Annotated in this window: 15 protein-coding genes; 10 read left to right on the top strand and 5 right to left on the bottom strand. The window is 65.1% G+C overall.

The genetic code is table 11. The features are described from left to right. The 5 genes from AOQ71_RS39390 (at position 1) to AOQ71_RS39370 (ending at position 5,537) form a co-directional block, all read left to right on the top strand. Positions 1-729, top strand: a complete 729-nt coding sequence (locus AOQ71_RS39390; RefSeq protein WP_057758722.1) for an SDR family NAD(P)-dependent oxidoreductase — start codon at positions 1-3, stop codon at positions 727-729. Positions 730-850: 121 nt separating this feature from the next. Continuing rightward, a complete protein-coding gene (locus AOQ71_RS39385; protein WP_057758720.1) occupies positions 851-1,852 on the top strand; it encodes a LacI family DNA-binding transcriptional regulator in 1,002 nt (333 codons plus the stop codon). After that, positions 1,849-3,387, top strand: a complete 1,539-nt coding sequence (locus AOQ71_RS39380; RefSeq protein ID WP_057758717.1) for a sugar ABC transporter ATP-binding protein — start codon at positions 1,849-1,851, stop codon at positions 3,385-3,387. The genes AOQ71_RS39385 and AOQ71_RS39380 overlap by 4 nt, the downstream gene beginning before the upstream one ends. Beyond that, positions 3,380-4,432 (top strand): ABC transporter permease, encoded by a 1,053-nt coding sequence (locus tag AOQ71_RS39375; protein ID WP_057758715.1) that lies wholly within the window; start codon positions 3,380-3,382, stop codon positions 4,430-4,432. Before AOQ71_RS39380 ends, AOQ71_RS39375 begins: the two co-directional genes overlap by 8 nt. 154 nt (positions 4,433-4,586) lie before the next feature. Further along, positions 4,587-5,537 (top strand): substrate-binding domain-containing protein, encoded by a 951-nt coding sequence (locus tag AOQ71_RS39370; RefSeq protein ID WP_430648682.1) that lies wholly within the window; start codon positions 4,587-4,589, stop codon positions 5,535-5,537. An 86-nt stretch (positions 5,538-5,623) separates the two neighbouring features. Here AOQ71_RS39370 and AOQ71_RS39365 read toward each other — a convergent pair whose 3' ends face one another. From AOQ71_RS39365 to AOQ71_RS39350, 4 genes are all read right to left on the bottom strand, one after another. Then, on the bottom strand, positions 5,624-6,106 hold the full coding sequence (locus AOQ71_RS39365; RefSeq protein ID WP_057758712.1) for a MarR family winged helix-turn-helix transcriptional regulator: 483 nt from the start codon (positions 6,104-6,106) through the stop codon (positions 5,624-5,626). Beyond that, a complete protein-coding gene (locus tag AOQ71_RS39360; protein ID WP_057758711.1) occupies positions 6,106-6,600 on the bottom strand; it encodes a MarR family winged helix-turn-helix transcriptional regulator in 495 nt (164 codons plus the stop codon). Before AOQ71_RS39360 ends, AOQ71_RS39365 begins: the two co-directional genes overlap by 1 nt. 157 nt (positions 6,601-6,757) lie before the next feature. Next, positions 6,758-8,323 carry an indolepyruvate oxidoreductase subunit beta family protein gene (locus AOQ71_RS39355; RefSeq protein ID WP_057758709.1) on the bottom strand — a complete coding sequence of 522 codons (1,566 nt, stop codon included), beginning with the start codon at positions 8,321-8,323 and terminating at the stop codon, positions 6,758-6,760. Then, positions 8,320-10,479, bottom strand: a complete 2,160-nt coding sequence (locus tag AOQ71_RS39350; RefSeq protein ID WP_057758707.1) for a thiamine pyrophosphate-dependent enzyme — start codon at positions 10,477-10,479, stop codon at positions 8,320-8,322. The genes AOQ71_RS39355 and AOQ71_RS39350 overlap by 4 nt, the downstream gene beginning before the upstream one ends. Before the next feature lie 127 nt (positions 10,480-10,606). Between AOQ71_RS39350 and AOQ71_RS39345 the strand changes: the two genes are divergently transcribed. From AOQ71_RS39345 to AOQ71_RS39325, 5 genes are read left to right on the top strand one after another with little or no spacing between them, the layout of a single operon-like run. Further along, positions 10,607-11,623: a carbon-nitrogen hydrolase family protein gene (locus AOQ71_RS39345; RefSeq protein ID WP_057758705.1), complete on the top strand. Its 1,017-nt coding sequence runs from the start codon at positions 10,607-10,609 to the stop codon at positions 11,621-11,623. Positions 11,624-11,638: 15 nt separating this feature from the next. After that, a complete protein-coding gene (locus AOQ71_RS39340) occupies positions 11,639-12,745 on the top strand; it encodes a cupin domain-containing protein (protein WP_057758703.1) in 1,107 nt (368 codons plus the stop codon). Between the two features lie 45 nt (positions 12,746-12,790). Beyond that, complete coding sequence (locus AOQ71_RS39335; protein WP_057758701.1) at positions 12,791-13,699, top strand: fumarylacetoacetate hydrolase family protein; 909 nt, start codon at positions 12,791-12,793, stop codon at positions 13,697-13,699. Continuing rightward, the gene (locus AOQ71_RS39330) at positions 13,699-14,136 is read left to right on the top strand and encodes an acyl-CoA thioesterase (protein WP_057758699.1); all 438 of its coding nucleotides are present in this window, start codon (positions 13,699-13,701) and stop codon (positions 14,134-14,136) included. Before AOQ71_RS39335 ends, AOQ71_RS39330 begins: the two co-directional genes overlap by 1 nt. Next, positions 14,133-14,849, top strand: coding sequence for a hypothetical protein (locus AOQ71_RS39325; RefSeq protein WP_057758697.1), 717 nt, complete (start codon positions 14,133-14,135; stop codon positions 14,847-14,849). The genes AOQ71_RS39330 and AOQ71_RS39325 overlap by 4 nt, the downstream gene beginning before the upstream one ends. Here the strand turns inward: AOQ71_RS39325 and AOQ71_RS39320 are convergent. Further along, on the bottom strand, positions 14,846-15,736 hold the full coding sequence (locus AOQ71_RS39320; protein WP_057758695.1) for a LysR family transcriptional regulator: 891 nt from the start codon (positions 15,734-15,736) through the stop codon (positions 14,846-14,848). The genes AOQ71_RS39325 and AOQ71_RS39320 overlap by 4 nt on opposite strands. Positions 15,737-15,771: the final 35 nt, after the last annotated feature.

Here is a 15,771-nt window from a genome sequence, read left to right as displayed (position 1 = left end):
ATGGGCGAGCAGCGCACCACACTCATCACCGGTGGCAATTCCGGAATCGGCGAGGCGCTGGCGAAGAAGCTGGTCGCGCGCGGCGAGCGCGTGGTCTCGGTCGGGCTGGAGCAGCCGACATGGACGCATGAGCTGCTCGCGGCCTACCGCGCCGATCTCTCCAATCTCGAGGAGACGCGCGCGATCGCGCAAGAGATTTGCCGCGATCACGCCATCGATCGCCTTGTGCACAATGCCGGCGTGATCCTGCCGAACCTGCTGCCCGATGCGAGGCCGGAAGACATTTTGATGCTGGCGCAGCTGCATCTGGGCGCGCCGATGCTGCTGACCCAGGCGGCGCTGGAGGGGATGCTGGCGCGCCGCTTCGGCCGCATCGTGTTCGTTTCGTCGCGCGCGGCGATGGGCGCCGCGACCCGCTCGGCCTATTCGGCCACCAAGGCCGGCGTGCACGGCATGGCCCGGACCTGGGCGCTCGAGCTCGCTGCGAGTGGCATCACCGTGAATGTGGTGGCGCCGGGGCCGATCCTCACCGACAATTTCTGGGGCATCATCCCGAAGGACTCCGAGCAGCAGGAGCGGATGGCGCGCAACGTCCCGGTCGGGCGGCTCGGCTCGCGCGAGGATGTCGCGCACGCCATCTCGTTCTTCCTCGACGAGCGTTCGGATTTCGTCACCGGCCAGGTGCTCTATGTCTGCGGCGGCACCAGCCTCGTTGGGCTCGGGCCGTAAAAGGCCGTCCAGGCTCGATCGTTGCCGCGATGACATAAAAACGATTGCGCAAACGTTTTCGTCTGCCATAATCCAACAAAACTTGGGTTGTTCAACAAAGCCCAGGCACGGGAGGGGGACGGTGGCGACCATCGCCGATGTAGCCCGCAAAGCGGGCGTTTCGGTCTCGACCGTTTCACATGTCGTGAACGGTACGCGGCGGGTTGCGCCGGACACGGCACGCGCCGTGGAAGCGGCGATCGCCTCCTTGAGCTACCGCCCCAACATCATGGCGCGCAGCCTGAAGGCCGCGTCGACCCGCTCGGTCGGCATCGCCATCTCTTCGATCTCCAATCCCTATTTCAGCGACATCATCTGCGCGATCGAAACCGAGTGTGCGCGCCTCGGCATGATGGTGTTTCTGTCCGATACCGAGGACGACCCGGACCGTGAGCTGGAGGTCGTCATGGCGCTGCATCAACGGCGCGTCGACGGCATCATCCTCGCGCCGAGTCCCGATCCCGATCGCCGCGCGCTCGCCTATCTGCGCGACGTCGGGCTGCCCTGTGTGCTTGTCGATCGCATGCCCGACCCGACCTTCGATCAAGTCGGCATCAACAACCGCGAGGCGATGCGCAATCTCGTCGCGCGGGTCGCCGCGCACGGTCACCGCCGCATCGGCTATGTCGGCGGCAATCCCGGCTTCGCGACCACGCTCGCGCGCATTGCCGGCTATCGCGAGGGCCTGGCCGGCGCCGGCGGCGCGATCGACGAACGCCTTCTGGTGACCGGCAGTGCGACGACGAACAGCGCGATGCAGGCGGCGGAGCGGCTCCTTGATCTCGATCAGCCGCCGACCGCCTTGGTCGGTGGCAACAATCTCGCGACGATCGGCATCATGAAGGCCATCCATAGGCGCGGATTGCGGGTGCCGAAGGATATCTCGATCGTCGGCTTCGACGATTTCGAATGGGCCGATTGCTTTGAGCCGCGCCTGACGCTGGTCGCGCAGCCCTGCGCCGAGATCGGCCGACGCGCTGCCTTCCTGCTCATGGAGCGCATCGCCGCGCCGCAAGGGGCGCGGCGTTCCATTCAACTCGACGCTGTTATCATCGAGCGCGAATCTTGCGGGAGGCCCAAATGAACACGGGCTCACACACCCCGTTGCTCGCCATGCGCGGCATCGTCAAGAGCTTTGGCGGCGCGCAGGCGCTGCGCGGCGTCGATTTCGATCTCGAAAGCGGGGAAATCCACGCGCTGCTTGGCGAGAACGGCGCGGGCAAGTCGACCCTGATGAATGTTCTCTCCGGCGTGATCGCACCGGATCAGGGCGAGATCCGCGTCGACGGGGCCGCCGTCCGCTTCACCGATCCACGCGCCGCGCAGGCCGCGGGGGTTGCGACGATCTTCCAGGAGCTCGATCTCGTCCCGAGCCTCGACGTAACCGCCAACCTGTTCCTCGGCCGAGAGCTAACGCGGGCCGGCGTGCTCGACGGCGGCGCGATGCGTCGCGCGGCGCGGGCGCGGCTTGATGAGATCGGCTTCGATGTGGATGTCGATCAGCCGGTCGGTGAATTGTCGGTCGGCAGGCGGCAGATCGTCGCGATCGCCAAGGCCCTGACCTACGCGTCGCGAATTCTCGTGATGGACGAGCCGACGGCCGCGTTGACCGCTGCGGAGGTGCAGCGGTTGTTTCATGTGATGCGCGAGATCGCACGGCGCGGGGTCGGCATCGTCTATATCTCGCATCGGCTCGAAGAGGTGCCGCGCGTCGCCGACCGCGTGACGATCTTGCGCGATGGCAGGATCGCAGGGACGGCGCCGCCGACCGCTCCGCAATCCGATCTCGTGGCGTTGCTCGTCGGACGGCCGCTCGCAGAGCTCTATCCGCGCCGCAGCGGCGCATTCGATCGCCGTGTGCTGCATCTGGAGCGGGCCGCCTATCGCCCGCGCCGGCCCAAGGCCGGTTGGCGTGCGCCGCGCGAGGTCTCGCTCGAGGTGCGCGCCGGCGAGGTCGTCGGCTTGGCCGGCATCATGGGAGCGGGACGGACCGAGCTGCTCTCTGCACTCTACGGCGCGGGCGGTCCCGGCGCCTGGTCGGGCCGCGTCGAGGTCGGGGAGAGGCCGGCCAGGCTGACCTCCATACCGGAGGCGCGCCGCGCCGGCGTCGCCTTTGTCAGCGATGATCGCCGCGGCGCTGGCTTGATGTTGCGCGACAGCGTCGAACGCAATCTCGTCGCCTCGGTGCTGCGGCGCGTGTCGCCGTTCTTTCTGATGTCGCAGGTACGCCAGGCGAGACTCGCCCGTCAGGCGATCAAGGCGTTCGACGTGCGGCCGCCGCGGCCTGAGCTTGCGGTCGGCGCCCTCTCCGGAGGCAACCAGCAGAAAGTCGCGCTTGCCAAGGAGGTGCTTGGCGAGCCGCGCCTGCTTCTGCTCGACGAGCCGACGCGCGGCGTGGATGTCGGCGCAAAGGGCGAAATCTATGCCCGCATTCGCGAGCTCGCGGCCGAGGGCGTCGGCATTCTCGTCGCCTCAAGCGAAATGCCCGAACTGATCGGCCTGTGCGATCGTATCGTCGTGCTGAGGGGTGGGCGTACGGTTGCCGAATTTCCCGCCGGCGCCGCGGAGGACGACATCCTCGCGGTGGCCGAATCCAGTCAGGAGGATAGCGATGAATGACGCCGCAACACTCTTGAAATCCGCACCCGCACGGTCCACGCCGAGGCGCCGTCTTGATTTCTTCGCGATCGCGGTCCGCTTTCAGAGTGTCATCGGCCTCATCCTCGTTGCGATCGGCGGCGTCATCTTCTCGCCGCGGCGGCACGGCTCCATCCTGTTCCTGGCGCCTGATAACATCGCGAACATCGTGCGGGCGATTTCCGAGACCGGCATCATCGCCGTCGGCATGACCTTCGTCATCATCACCGCAGGCATCGATCTGTCGGTCGGCGCGCTGCTCAGCCTGTGCAGTGTGCTCACCGCCACGATCATGACGACCTGGGGCTGGGGACTTGTTCCGACCCTGCTGTTCGTCATGATCTGCGGCGCCCTGTTCGGTTGCGCGCAGGGCGCGATCTCGACCCGCTTCCGCCTCGAGGCCTTCATCGTGACGCTGGCGGGCCTGCAGGTCGCACGCGGCCTGGCGCTGGTGATCTCCAACAACCAGTACATCAATATCTCCTACGGCAATGGTCCGGGTCTTGCGCCGCCGATTTTCTCGGTGCTGGGCGATCGTCTGTTCGACAACACGGTTCCGGTCGCAACCTTGGTCTTTCTCGTCGTCGCGATCGTGGCCATTTTCGTGCTGAACTTCACGCGCTTTGGCCGCTATGTCTTCGCGGTCGGCGGCAATGAGCGGGCGGCGCGGCTTTCCGGCGTGCCAGTCACGCTGGTCAAGATCTCGGTCTATGCGATTACGGGTCTGGTGTCGGCCATCGCCGGCATCGTCCACGCCGGCCAGTTCAATTTCGGCAGCGCCAATGATGGTACAGGTTACGAATTGACCGCGATCGCGGCGGTGGTGATCGGCGGCACCAGCCTGTTCGGCGGCGCCGGCTCGATGATCGGCACGATCGCAGGTGCGATCATGCTCGGTGCATTGGCCAACATCCTTCAGCTCAACAACATCAATGCGGCGCTGCAGCTGCTCGCGACCGGCGCGATCATCGTCGTGGCCGCGGTTCTTCAATCTCTCGTTCGTCGCCGCGAGGGATTGGGTCGTTGACCCCAATGGCGACGCAAAGGCTGGGACGTAAAGATCCGGCGGTGGCCAGCGGCCGCCGGCAAGCGACCGCCCGTAGTGGCGGAATGTTCAAGGCAAAACAGGGGAGTGAATCATGCGACGCGCATCTACCAAGTCGAGGTTATGGTCCAATCTGATGCTGGGCGCCGGCACCGCGGCGCTCGTCGCCGGTGCAGCGCAGGCCGCACCGCTGGTCAAGGAGTGCGGCAAGACCGGGGAGTTTGTCATCGGCTTCTCGCAGGCCAACAATGCCGAGCCCTATCGCCAGCATGTCAACGATCAGCTCACCGCTGCGGCAAAGAAAGTGCCGCAATTCAAGCTGCAGATCGCCGACGGCGCCGGCAACGTGAACACGCAGACCTCGCAGATGGACAATTTCATCACCCAGAAGGTCGACCTGATCCTGATCTCGCCGTTCGAGGCCGCGCCGCTGACGCCGGTCGTCGCGCGGGCCATGAAGGCCGGCATTCCCGTCATCGAACTCGACCGCAAGACGGTCGGCGAGCCCGGCAAGGATTATACGGCCTTCATCGGCGGCGATAATTTCAAGATCGCCGAGGAGGCGGGCAAATACGTCGCCGACAAGCTCCTTCCGCAGGGCGGCGAAGTGGCTGTGCTCCAGGGCCTGCCGAGCTCGACGCCCGCCGTCGAACGGCTCAACGGCTTCAAGTCCGGCGTGAAGGACAATCCGAAGGTTCAGGTCGTCGCCGAGCAGGCCGCCGACTGGTTGCCGGACAAGGCGCAGACCGCGTTCGCCGCGATGCTCCAGGCCCATCCGAACATCAAGGCGGTCTATGCGAGCAACGACATGATGGCCGCCGGTGCGCGCCTCGCGGCCAAGGGCGCCGGCAAGCTCGATCAGGTGAAGATCCTCGGCACCGACGGCTTGCCCGGACCTGCTGGCGGCATCCGCGCGGTTGCGGAAGGCGAGTGGGCGGCCACCTTCACCTATCCGACCGGAGGCCCTGAGGCGATCGAGATGGCAAAGTCAATCCTGCTCGATTGCGCCGAGAAGGTGCCGACCGTGGTGACCGTGCCGACCACCGCGATTACGCCCGACAACGCGAAGCAGCTAATGCAGAACTGAACATTGCCCAGTGGGCGCGGCCGGTGGTCGCCGCGCCCGCACGGCGCTTTTCGTCAACGCCGCCGTCACCTGCAGCTACGCACAAATCAAATCTGGTTCTGCTTGATATTCTCGACCATCTTGGCCAGCACGCGCGCGCAGACCTCGATGTCGTCAGGGTCGATGCCCTCGATCAGCCTGTCGTAATTGTTCGCCATGATCGGCCAGATCTTGCGCAGCAGCGCCTCGCCTTCGGGCGTCAGCCCGACGACGCGACGGCGCTGGTCTTCTTCGGCGATCTCGCGCTTGACGAGGCCCGACGACACCATGGACTCGACCATGCGGCTCGCGGTCGACTGCTCGGTCACCGCAAGCACGGCGACCTCGTTGACCGTCAGGGTCTTGTAGATGAACAGCACCGACAGCGTCCGGAACACGACGTTGTTGATGCCGTACTCGCTGAGGTCGCGGTTCTGGTCGAGGTTCCAGCGATTGGCGAGCCGGTTGAACAAATAGGGGATGTAGGTTTGCAGCTGGTCCCGCGTCCGCGGCGGGCCCGACTTCCATCGGCTCTTGGATTCTCTGGCCATTATCTCTTGCGACTTTGCTTCTTGCTCTCGGTATCAAGTTTCGAAGAAAGCGATTTCAGCACCGACAGCGCGTTGTCGAGCTCCCGGGCCGACATGTTCTCGAACCGTTTGGCGAGAAGCTTCTTGTGCACGTCGGCCGCCTTCCTGAACAGCGCTTCGCCCTTCGGCGTCAGGCGCACGATGAAGGAGCGCCGGTCCTCGCTGGACATTTCCCGGCTGATGAGATCGTCCGCGAGCAGGCGCTGCACCAGGCCGGAGACATTGCCGCCGGTGACCTTCAAATTCTGCGACAGCTGCCCGAGCGCAAGGCCATCGCGGTAGCGATCCAGCTGGGCCAGCACGTCGAACTTCGCCAGCGACAGGCCGAACTCGGCGTTCAGCATCGAATTGAGCGAGGCAAACAGCTCGCCATGCAACGACAGCAATTGCAGCCAGAGCCGGGTCTCGATCTGCCCAGGGACGGGAACAATGTTCTCTTTGAGTGCTGCCGGCATCGCATGACCATCGAGGACAGAATGTCTCGTCGAGCTTAAGGGGATTATCGCTGGTTTGTCGCTCCGATGAACGACTTGAGAATCGTAGTCAAGCCGCCTGATCCTGACGTCCCCGCGGGCGAACGGCAATCCAATCCTGCATCCTGCGCGGTTTGAATCATGCAAAGGTCTTGATGGTCTGGATCACGCCGTCGAGCGCCGTGCCGGCGCTGTCCTTCAGCGCGGCCTCGCGCAGGCGGCGGGCCCAGTCGGCCGCATCCTCGCGGCGCTCGATCAGCTTGATCGCAGCCAGCGTCTTGTCGAACTTCGACAGGCCCCGGCTATGGGTATCTGAATAGCCTTTGACCAAGCGGCGGCATTGCAGGATCTCGACGCCGAGCTGGTAGTTGCTGCCGACCGCCTCTCGCGCAGCCTTCAGCCATGCATCCCGGTGCGCCGTCTCGATGACGTGACGCAGCGAGCGGCGGCGCAGGCCGCGCATGCCGCCGACGACATAGAGCACCAGGAACCAGGGCAACGAATAGGTCCGCACCCGCCGCCCTTTGTTGACGCGGCGATCGAGCCAGCCGACGAGGCGCGGCCGCGTGCCGAGCCAGCGGCCAAAGCCGGCAGGCAGCATGCCCATCACTTCCTCCATGCGGGGATGCATGAACTCGGTGGTGTGGAGCACCTGTCCGTCCGTCATCTCGAGCTCGCTCTCGATGCGCGCGCGGCGGCCGGCGCGGGTCTTGAGGTCTGCGACGCGGATCACGTCGTCATAGCCCATCGCGTTGGCGAGATACTTTGCCGCGGTCTCCGTGAAGGCATAGGCGTGCGCGCCGCCGCCGGCGTTGCGGTCGGCCGCGTGCAGCTCCTTGAGGATGTCGAGATATTCGGCGCCATAGGCGACGTCCTGGAAGTCGACGACCTTCCGCAATCCCGCGCGTGCCATGGGAAGCGCAGGCTCTGGCAGTTCCTGGTTCAATCTCGCAATGAGCGCGCCGAGTTGCGGATCGGATATTGCGGAGGAGGTCGTCTTATTGGCCGGCTTGGCTTGCGCCGGTGCTGCTAGCTCGGCCGGGCCGGTCTTGACGCGCTCGAAGGCGGCCTCGAAGGTCTCGACGCTGGCCCTGGCGCCCTTGCCGCCGGCGCGGATCACGTCGAGATAGCTGTCGCGGCTGAACGGCAGCACATCGGCCGCGGCGAGCGCGCCGAACATCGCCGCCGAGATGACGCTGCCATGGGTGATCGCCAGCGCATTGAGGTCGAAGATGATCTCGGTCTTCGCCGCAATCCCGATGGCGCCGGTGACGGCGCCGCTGTCGGCGATGCCGTTGCCCGGCGCGATCTTCTCGCCGACCGCGAACGAGCGGTGGTTGGACGCGATCAGCGTGGTACGGTCAGGCGTCACCAGGCCGCGCAGGATCGACCGGCCCGCCTCCATGAACTCCGCCGCCATCACCACGTCGACATCGCCGGGGGTCGGCATCAGCGACAGGATCGGCTTGCGGCCATCGAGCGGCGGCATCGCCTCGATATAGTAGATCGTGGCGCCGGTGCGCTGGGCGACGCCGGGCACCGAGGTCGATTGCGCGACCCAGCCATGGTTCTCGGCAAGCTGCACGATCCAGTCGGTCAGCACGCCGCCGCCCTGGCCGCCCATCGCGACGATGGCGATCGAGATCGGCCGCTCGGTCGCTTCGCCTGAAGCGGGCAGGGCCAGCCGGACCGTCTCGTCCCTCATGCCAGTGCCTCGAGCGCCGGCCGCCGGCGGTTACGCCGTCGCTGCAGCCAGCTGATCACGCTCATCGCGACCTTCGACTTGAACTTGTCCCAGCCGGTCGGATTGTGAATCACATCGGCGCGATAGAACGACGGGCAGAGCACGGCGGCCTCGGAGACCTCGCCGCAATTGCCGCAGCCGACGCAGGAATTGTCGATCGCAGCGACCGGATCATCGCGCAAGGGATCGTCGAGCTGCTTCACCGACAGCGACGGGCAGCCGGAGAGCCGGATGCAGGCATGGTCGCCGGTGCAGACGTCCTCGTCGACGCCGAAGCGCTCCTTGACGATGCGCACGCCGTCCTTGATCGCCTTGCTGATCTGCGGCTTGACGCGGCGCTGCTTGTTCAGCATGCATTCGGAGGAGGCGACGATGACCTTGGGACCTTCCTCCTTGGTGGTCAGCGCCTCCTTCAGCGTGTCGCGCATCTTGCCGACATCATAGGTGCGATCGAGCTGGCGCACCCATTGGCCGCCGATGCCCTTCACCGCCTGCACGATCGAATTGTTGGTCTTGCGCCGCTTGTTGACCGCGCGCGAGGACAGGATGTCCTGACCGCCGGTCGCCGAGGTGTAGTAGTTGTCGACGATGACGAAGACGCCCTCATGCTTGTTGAACACGGCATTGCCGATGCCGCTGGTCAGCCCGTTGTGCCAGAAGCCGCCGTCGCCCATCACGGCGATCGAGCGCTTGTCGGCCTTGACGTTGAAGGCCGAGGTCGAGGCCGGGCCGAGGCCGAAGCCCATGGTGGTCGCGCCGATGTTGAACGGCGGCAGGATCGAGAACAGATGGCAGCCGATATCGGCGGAGACGTGATGCTGGCCGAGCTCTTCCTCGACCAGCTTCATCGCGGCGAAGATCGGCCGCTCCGGGCAGCCGGTGCAGAGCCCGGGCGGGCGCGCCGGCACCACCTGCTTGAGCTTTTCGACCGCGGGGTGACTGAGCACGGGCGCGGCATCCGGCGCCGGCGGCCGGTTGCCGAGCAGCCGCGGCTCGGTCTTGTCGAGGAACTCCCTGACGCCGCCGAGCAGCACCTGCGCCGTGTAATCGCCGCCCATCGGCAGCACGTCCTTGCCATGGACGCGCGCCTGGATGTCCCTGCGCCGCAGCACGGTGTTGATGGCCTGCTCCAGATATTCCGGCTGGCCCTCTTCGACGACCAGCACCGCATCCTTGCCGGTGCAGAATTCCGCGACCTCCGTGTCGATCACGGGGTAGGTGACGTTCATGACGTAGAGCGGCACCTGCGTATTGCCGTAGGCGTCCGACAGGCCGAGATATTGCAGCGCGCGGATGACATTGTTGTACATGCCGCCCTGCATGATGATGCCGACCTTGCCCTGCGTCGGCCCCATCCATTCATTGAGCTTGTTGTCCCTGATGAAGCCGATCGCCGCGGGCATCCGCGTCTTGATCTTCTCCTGCTCGTGCTCATAGGCCGCCGGCGGCAGCACGATACGATTGACGTCGCGCTTGGGATTGTTGAGCGCGTCCTTGATGGTATGCGCCGGCCGGACATTGTCCTTGCAGGCGAAGCTGCCGTGCATGTGACAGGCGCGGACGCGCACCTCCAGCATCACGGGCGTGTTCGAGAACTCCGAGAGCTCAAAGCCCTTCTCGATCAGGTTGACGATGCATTCGTGGTCGGGGCGGGGATCGAGCAGCCACATCTGCGACTTCATCGCAAACGCGTGCGTGCGCTCCTGCATGATGGAGGAGCCCTCGCCATAGTCCTCGCCGACGATGATCATGGTGCCGCCGGTGACGCCGCCCGAGGCGAGATTGGCGAGCGCGTCCGAGGCGACGTTGGTGCCGACGGTGGATTTCCACGCCACCGCGCCGCGCAGCGGATACATCACCGAAGCGGACAGCATCGCCGCGGCGGCGGCTTCATTGGCGGAACTCTGGAACACCACGCCGAGATCGTCGAGCACGTCCTTGGCGTCGGCGAGCACGTCCATCAGATGCGAGATCGGCGAGCCCTGGTAGCCGCCGACATAGGCGACGCCCGATTGCAGCAGCGCCTTGGTGATGGCGAGGATGCCTTCGCCGCGAAAGGTGTCGCCATCGCCGAGCCGGAGATCCTCGACTTCGCGAGCAAAGGAACGTTCAGCCATTGCACCCTCCAGAAATATGCGATAGCATACGTTTACATGTGAAGTAAGTCAACGCGCGCCATGCGACCACGCCTGCGTATCTGCTCTTCCGGCAAGGCGGTCATGAGCCAGCGACAGGGGTGGGCCGATGCTGAAGCTGCCGCGCTTTAAAGCTGCCGCCGTGCAGGCTTCACCAGTCTATCTCAATGCCAGCGCCACCGTCGACAAGGCAGCCTCACTGGTGCGTGAGGCGGCGGCCAACGGCGCCAGGCTGGTCGCGTTCCCCGAAGTGTTTGTGCCCGGCTATCCCTATTGGAACTGGATCACCGATCCCGTCACCGGCAGCGCGTGGTTCGAGAAGCTCGCCAAGGCCTCGGTGCTGGTGCCGGGGCCCGAGGTCGACATCGTCCGGAAGGCCGCGCGCGACACCGGCTGCTACGTTGTCCTCGGCGTCAACGAGCGCAGCCCGGTCTCGCTCGGCGCGATCTATAACACTCTGGTGTTCATCGGGCCCGATGGCGCGTTGCTTGGCAAGCATCGCAAGCTGGTGCCGACCTGGGCAGAGAAGCTGACCTGGACCGGCGGTGACGGCTCGAGCCTGCGCGTCTATGATACCGAGATCGGGCGTCTCGGCGGCCTTGCCTGCGGCGAGAACACCAACACGCTCGCGCGTTTTGCGCTGCTCGGCCAGGGTGAGCTCGTGCACGTCGCCAGCTACATCTCGCTTCCGGTCGCACCGCCTGACTACGACATGGCGGAGGCGATCAAGCTGCGCGCCATCGCTCATTCCTTCGAAGGCAAGATCTTTACCATCGTCTCCTGCTCGACCGTGTCGGAGGAGATCATCGCCGCGATGGTATCAGTCGTTCCCGACGCGCGCGCGCGTTTGCAGCGGAAGTCCAGCGCATTCTCCGGCATCATCGGCCCTGACGGCCGCGTGGTCGGCACGCCGCTGATCGACGACGAGGGCATCGTCTACGCCGACATCGACCTCGATCGCTGCATCCAGCCGAAGCAGATGCACGACATCGTCGGCCACTACAACCGGTTCGATGTATTCGATCTGCGGGTCAATCGTCGTCCTTTGGCGCCGCTGGGCCTCGCAGACGGCGAGGGCGACGCCGCGGCGCAGGGTTTCGTGCCGATCCCACTGCGATCGGAATAGGACTTGGAGGACAGCATGCGCGAGAACGTGGTCGGCCGGGCCAATGTCGAGGATACGCCCGAGCTGAAGGCCTATTACAAGGACCTCGAAAAGTATGAAGCCGGCGCGCTGTGGACGGTCGCCAACAAGATCGAGCCGTGGGCGCCGCAATCGGCCTCGGTCCCGGTGCTGTGGCGCTACAAGGATCTGCGCGAGCACGTGCTGCGCTCGGTCGAACTGGTCTCGCCGGAGAAGGCCGGGCGGAGGGTGATCTACCTGAACAATCCCGGAAGGCGCGACGTGTCGGCTGCGGTCGGCTGGCTCTATTCGGGATTGCAGGTGATGCATCCCGGCGAGGTCGCCACCGCTCATGCCCATTCCGCCTCGGCGCTGCGCTTCATCATGGAAGGCGCGGGTGCCTATACCATCGTCGACGGTCACAAGATGACGCTGGGCGCGCGGGATTTCGTGCTGACGCCGAACGGCACCTGGCACGAGCATGGCGTCGAAGCGGGCGGCTCGGTCTGCATCTGGCAGGACGGCCTCGACATTCCGCTCGTCAATGCGCTGGAAGCCAATTTCTTCGTCGTGCATCCCAAGATCCAGCAGGAGCCGTCAGGCTATCCCGTCGACGACATGACCAAGACCTGGGGCAATCCGGGCCTGCGCCCGGCCGGCTCGACATGGTCGAAGGGCTATTCGCCCATGTTCAAATATGAGTGGGAGCCGACCTACGAGTCCTTGCAGAAATATGCCGCCGCGACCGACGGCTCGCCCTTCGACGGCACTCTCATGAACTACGTCAACCCGATCACCGGCGGCCATGTGATGCAGACCATCGGAGCCAGCATGCAACTGCTGCGGCCCGGCGAAAAAACCAAGTCGCACCGGCACACCGGCAGCTTCCTCTACCAGGTCGCCAAGGGGCGCGGCTATTCCATCATCGGCGGCAAGCGGCTCGAATGGGAGGAGCGCGACATCTTCTGCGTTCCCTCCTGGGCCTGGCACGAGCACGGCAATGGCTCCGCGAGCGAGGATGCCTGCCTGTTCTGCTTCAACGATCTGCCCGTGATCGAAGGCCTCGGGCTCTACCGGGAAGAAGCCTATGGCGACAATGGCGGTTACCAATCGGTCGCGGCCTGACACCTCCTTGCAGAATTCAACCACAACAGCCGGATCGAATCCTTCATGCGCCTCGTCACCTACACTTTGGGCTCCAGCGGTGCGCGCCTCGGCGCGCTGGTCAACGGATTGGTCGTCGATGTCGAGCAACTCGGTGCGTCCGGCGGCGTGACGTGGCCGAGCGATATGCTGGCGTTCATCGACAACAGCGTGACGCTGCTGCCGGCGCTCCGGGATGCACTGGAGGTGGCCAATGGCCGCTTCCCGGCCGGCTCGGCGGTTGCAGTCGAGGACGTCAAGCTGCTGGCGCCGATCCCGCGCCCACGGAAAAATATTTTTGGCATCGGGCTGAACTACCGGGCCCATGTCGCCGAATCCGCAGAGAGACTCGACACCGACAAAGACCTGCCGAAACAGCCGGTCGTCTTCTCCAAGCCGCCGACCTCTGTGATCGGTCCGGGCGGTGCGATCCAGCATAATGCCAGGATGACGCAGCAGCTCGACTGGGAGGTCGAGCTCGCCGTCATCATCGGCAAGACCGCAACGCGCATCTCCACCGACAAGGCGATGGATCACGTGTTCGGCTATTCCGTGATGATCGACATTTCCGCGCGCGATAACCGCCGCGCCGGACAGTGGATCTTCTCCAAGGGCATGGACACCTATGCGCCGTTCGGCCCCTGCATCGTCACCGCGGACGAGATTGCCGATCCGCATGATCTCAGGTTGTGGCTGACCAAGAACGGCGTGATGAAGCAGGACTCCAACACCAAATACATGATCTTCGACATTCCGGTGCTGATCTCGGACATCTCGTCGGGCATGACGCTCGAGCCGGGCGACATCATCGCAACAGGGACGCCGGAAGGCGTCGGCGCCGGCATGACCCCGCAGGAATGGCTGTGGCCGGGCGACGTGGTCGAGGCCGGGGTCGACGGCGTCGGTGTCCTCAGGCATCCCGTTGTCGCGATCTGATGACGAATTTTGCGTTCGAGCGCGAGCTCAGGTTCGGAGACTGCGATCCCTCTGGGATCGCGTACTTCCCGTCCTACCTGAACATGCTCAACGGCGTCGTCGAGGATTTCTGGGCAAGAATCGGTTTTCCATGGCCGGAGCTGATCACGGTCAGGAAGATCGGAACGCCCACGGTGCACCTCGCCTGCGACTTCTCCCGGCCGTCGATGTTCGGCGATCTCCTGACGTTCAACCTGCGCATCATCAAGGTCGGTGGATCGTCGCTCCATCTGGAGCACGTCATATCGGGCGCGAACGGCCCGCGCTGGCGCGCCCGGCAGATCCTTGCCGCGACCTCCCTGGTCGACCATCATGCGATCCCTTGGCCCGATGACATCAGAGCTGCGCTCGTGTCGCATGTGAGTGCGGGCGAGGGCGCCGAGGCAACATCGGCATGATCTCGCTGTTCATCACCTTCTCGGATGCCACGGGCGAACGGCGCGTTCATCCCCGCGAAGTTGACGCCGTAGCGGAGTTGGTCAAATCGATCCCTGAGATGACCGAGGCCATGCTGTTCACGCCGCTCGAACAGTCGGTCGATCATCCCTACAAGGCCGACGGCTCAGGCCCCGTGTTTGCGCTTCAGCTGCGCTTTCCCGACCTGTTTGCCTGCGAGGCGGCGATGGGCCGTGACGGCATCCTGGCCAGCGTCGCGACAGGCGCCGGACACTCCGGCCTCACTGGCCTCGATGTCACGCACCAGGTGATGCTGACACGTGCGTTTCCCGTCGACGTCGCCGAGCATCCGCCGGACACGACAACGCCGTGCAGCTACCTCGTGCACTATCCCGGCCCGGCCGCGGACATGAACGCCTGGAACCTGCATTATCTCGAGCACCACCCCCCGATCATGCGGACCTTTCCTGATGTCCGCCAGATCGAGATCTACACCCGCATCGACTGGGTCGACCGCCTGCCGTCGCAGCGCATCGACCACATGCAGCGCAACAAGCTGGTGTTCGACAGCCCGGCGGCCCTCGCGCACGCACTCGCCTCCGACGTGATCAAGCACATGCGCGCGGACTTCGTGCAGTTTCCGCCGTTCGCGGGCGGCAACAAGCATTTTCCGATGCTGACGCGGGTGGTGCGCAAAGACAGGCCGGTCGCCTAATCGATGAAGGCGGCGAGCTCCTCGGGCGTGCCCGAGGGGAAGCCGCCCTTGAGGAAATCCAGAAAGGCCGATACCCGGGCGCTCAGCAATCGGCGCGACGGATAGAGCGCCCAGAGCGCGATCGGCGGCCCCTCGACATCGCCCCAATGGACCAGCTTGCCGGCGCCAAGGTCGCGACTGACCAGCGACACGGGAAGGCGCGCGGCGCCCACGCCAGCGCGCGCAGCGTCGCGCACCATGATGAGCGACGACAGACGAAGCACCGGATCGGTCGTGATCCGAACTTTCCGGCCTCGGGCAGTCACATCCCAGGCGGGGTTCAGATCGCCTGCGCCACGGACCACGGTGGGAACGGCGCGATCGGCCTTCGGGCGCTTCAGCTTGGGGCTCGCCACCACCACCAGGTGGTCGCGCATCAGGATTCGCCCGACCAGCGTTTCATCCGGATCCGGATTGACCCTGATCACGAGATCATAGCCTTCCTCGACCATGTCGACGGAGCGGTCCTCCGTCGTGATCTCGAGCCGGACATCAGGATATTTCAGCGCGAAACCGGCCGCCAGCTTTCCCATCGCGGTCTGCGAAAACAAGAGAGGCGCGCTCACCCGCAGCCGGCCGCGCGGCTTGTCGCCGCCCGAGGCGATTGCCGCCGCCGTCTGTTCGAGATCGGTGAGGAGTGCCGCCGTACGCTCGTGAAGCGCTCGTCCTTCCTGGGTGAGCTTCACCGTGCGCGCTCCGCGCTCGAACAGGCGCAGGTCAAGGCTGCTCTCCAACTCGGAGACCCGGCGAGAGAGTGTCGCCTTCGGCCGTCCCGAGGCCCGGGCGGCTTTCCCGAAGCCTCCATGTCGCGCAACGAGGTTGAAATCGGCAAGCGCAAGCAAATCCATAGGTCCACCCATGAGACGGTCTGCCAAAAGATAAA

This window comes from Bradyrhizobium manausense (assembly GCF_001440035.1).
Classification (GTDB): Bacteria; Pseudomonadota; Alphaproteobacteria; order Rhizobiales; family Xanthobacteraceae; genus Bradyrhizobium; species Bradyrhizobium manausense.
Note: the sequence above shows the minus strand (reverse complement) of the source record. Positions and strands in the feature narration are given on the sequence as shown.

Excerpts from the sequence above, each read along its gene's own strand:
- AOQ71_RS39360 (WP_057758711.1), bottom strand. The coding sequence starts at position 6,600 with ATGCCGGCAGCACTCAAAGAGAACATTGTTCCCGTCCCTGGGCAGATC.
- AOQ71_RS39335 (WP_057758701.1), top strand. The coding sequence starts at position 12,791 with ATGCGCCTCGTCACCTACACTTTGGGCTCCAGCGGTGCGCGCCTCGGC.
- AOQ71_RS39355 (WP_057758709.1), bottom strand. The coding sequence starts at position 8,323 with ATGAGGGACGAGACGGTCCGGCTGGCCCTGCCCGCTTCAGGCGAAGCG.
- AOQ71_RS39375 (WP_057758715.1), top strand. The coding sequence starts at position 3,380 with ATGAATGACGCCGCAACACTCTTGAAATCCGCACCCGCACGGTCCACG.
- AOQ71_RS39340 (WP_057758703.1), top strand. The coding sequence starts at position 11,639 with ATGCGCGAGAACGTGGTCGGCCGGGCCAATGTCGAGGATACGCCCGAG.
- AOQ71_RS39365 (WP_057758712.1), bottom strand. The coding sequence starts at position 6,106 with ATGGCCAGAGAATCCAAGAGCCGATGGAAGTCGGGCCCGCCGCGGACG.
- AOQ71_RS39380 (WP_057758717.1), top strand. The coding sequence starts at position 1,849 with ATGAACACGGGCTCACACACCCCGTTGCTCGCCATGCGCGGCATCGTC.
- AOQ71_RS39345 (WP_057758705.1), top strand. The coding sequence starts at position 10,607 with ATGCTGAAGCTGCCGCGCTTTAAAGCTGCCGCCGTGCAGGCTTCACCA.
- AOQ71_RS39370 (WP_430648682.1), top strand. The coding sequence starts at position 4,587 with ATGCTGGGCGCCGGCACCGCGGCGCTCGTCGCCGGTGCAGCGCAGGCC.
- AOQ71_RS39320 (WP_057758695.1), bottom strand. The coding sequence starts at position 15,736 with ATGGATTTGCTTGCGCTTGCCGATTTCAACCTCGTTGCGCGACATGGA.
- AOQ71_RS39390 (WP_057758722.1), top strand. The coding sequence starts at position 1 with ATGGGCGAGCAGCGCACCACACTCATCACCGGTGGCAATTCCGGAATC.
- AOQ71_RS39325 (WP_057758697.1), top strand. The coding sequence starts at position 14,133 with ATGATCTCGCTGTTCATCACCTTCTCGGATGCCACGGGCGAACGGCGC.
- AOQ71_RS39350 (WP_057758707.1), bottom strand. The coding sequence starts at position 10,479 with ATGGCTGAACGTTCCTTTGCTCGCGAAGTCGAGGATCTCCGGCTCGGC.
- AOQ71_RS39330 (WP_057758699.1), top strand. The coding sequence starts at position 13,699 with ATGACGAATTTTGCGTTCGAGCGCGAGCTCAGGTTCGGAGACTGCGAT.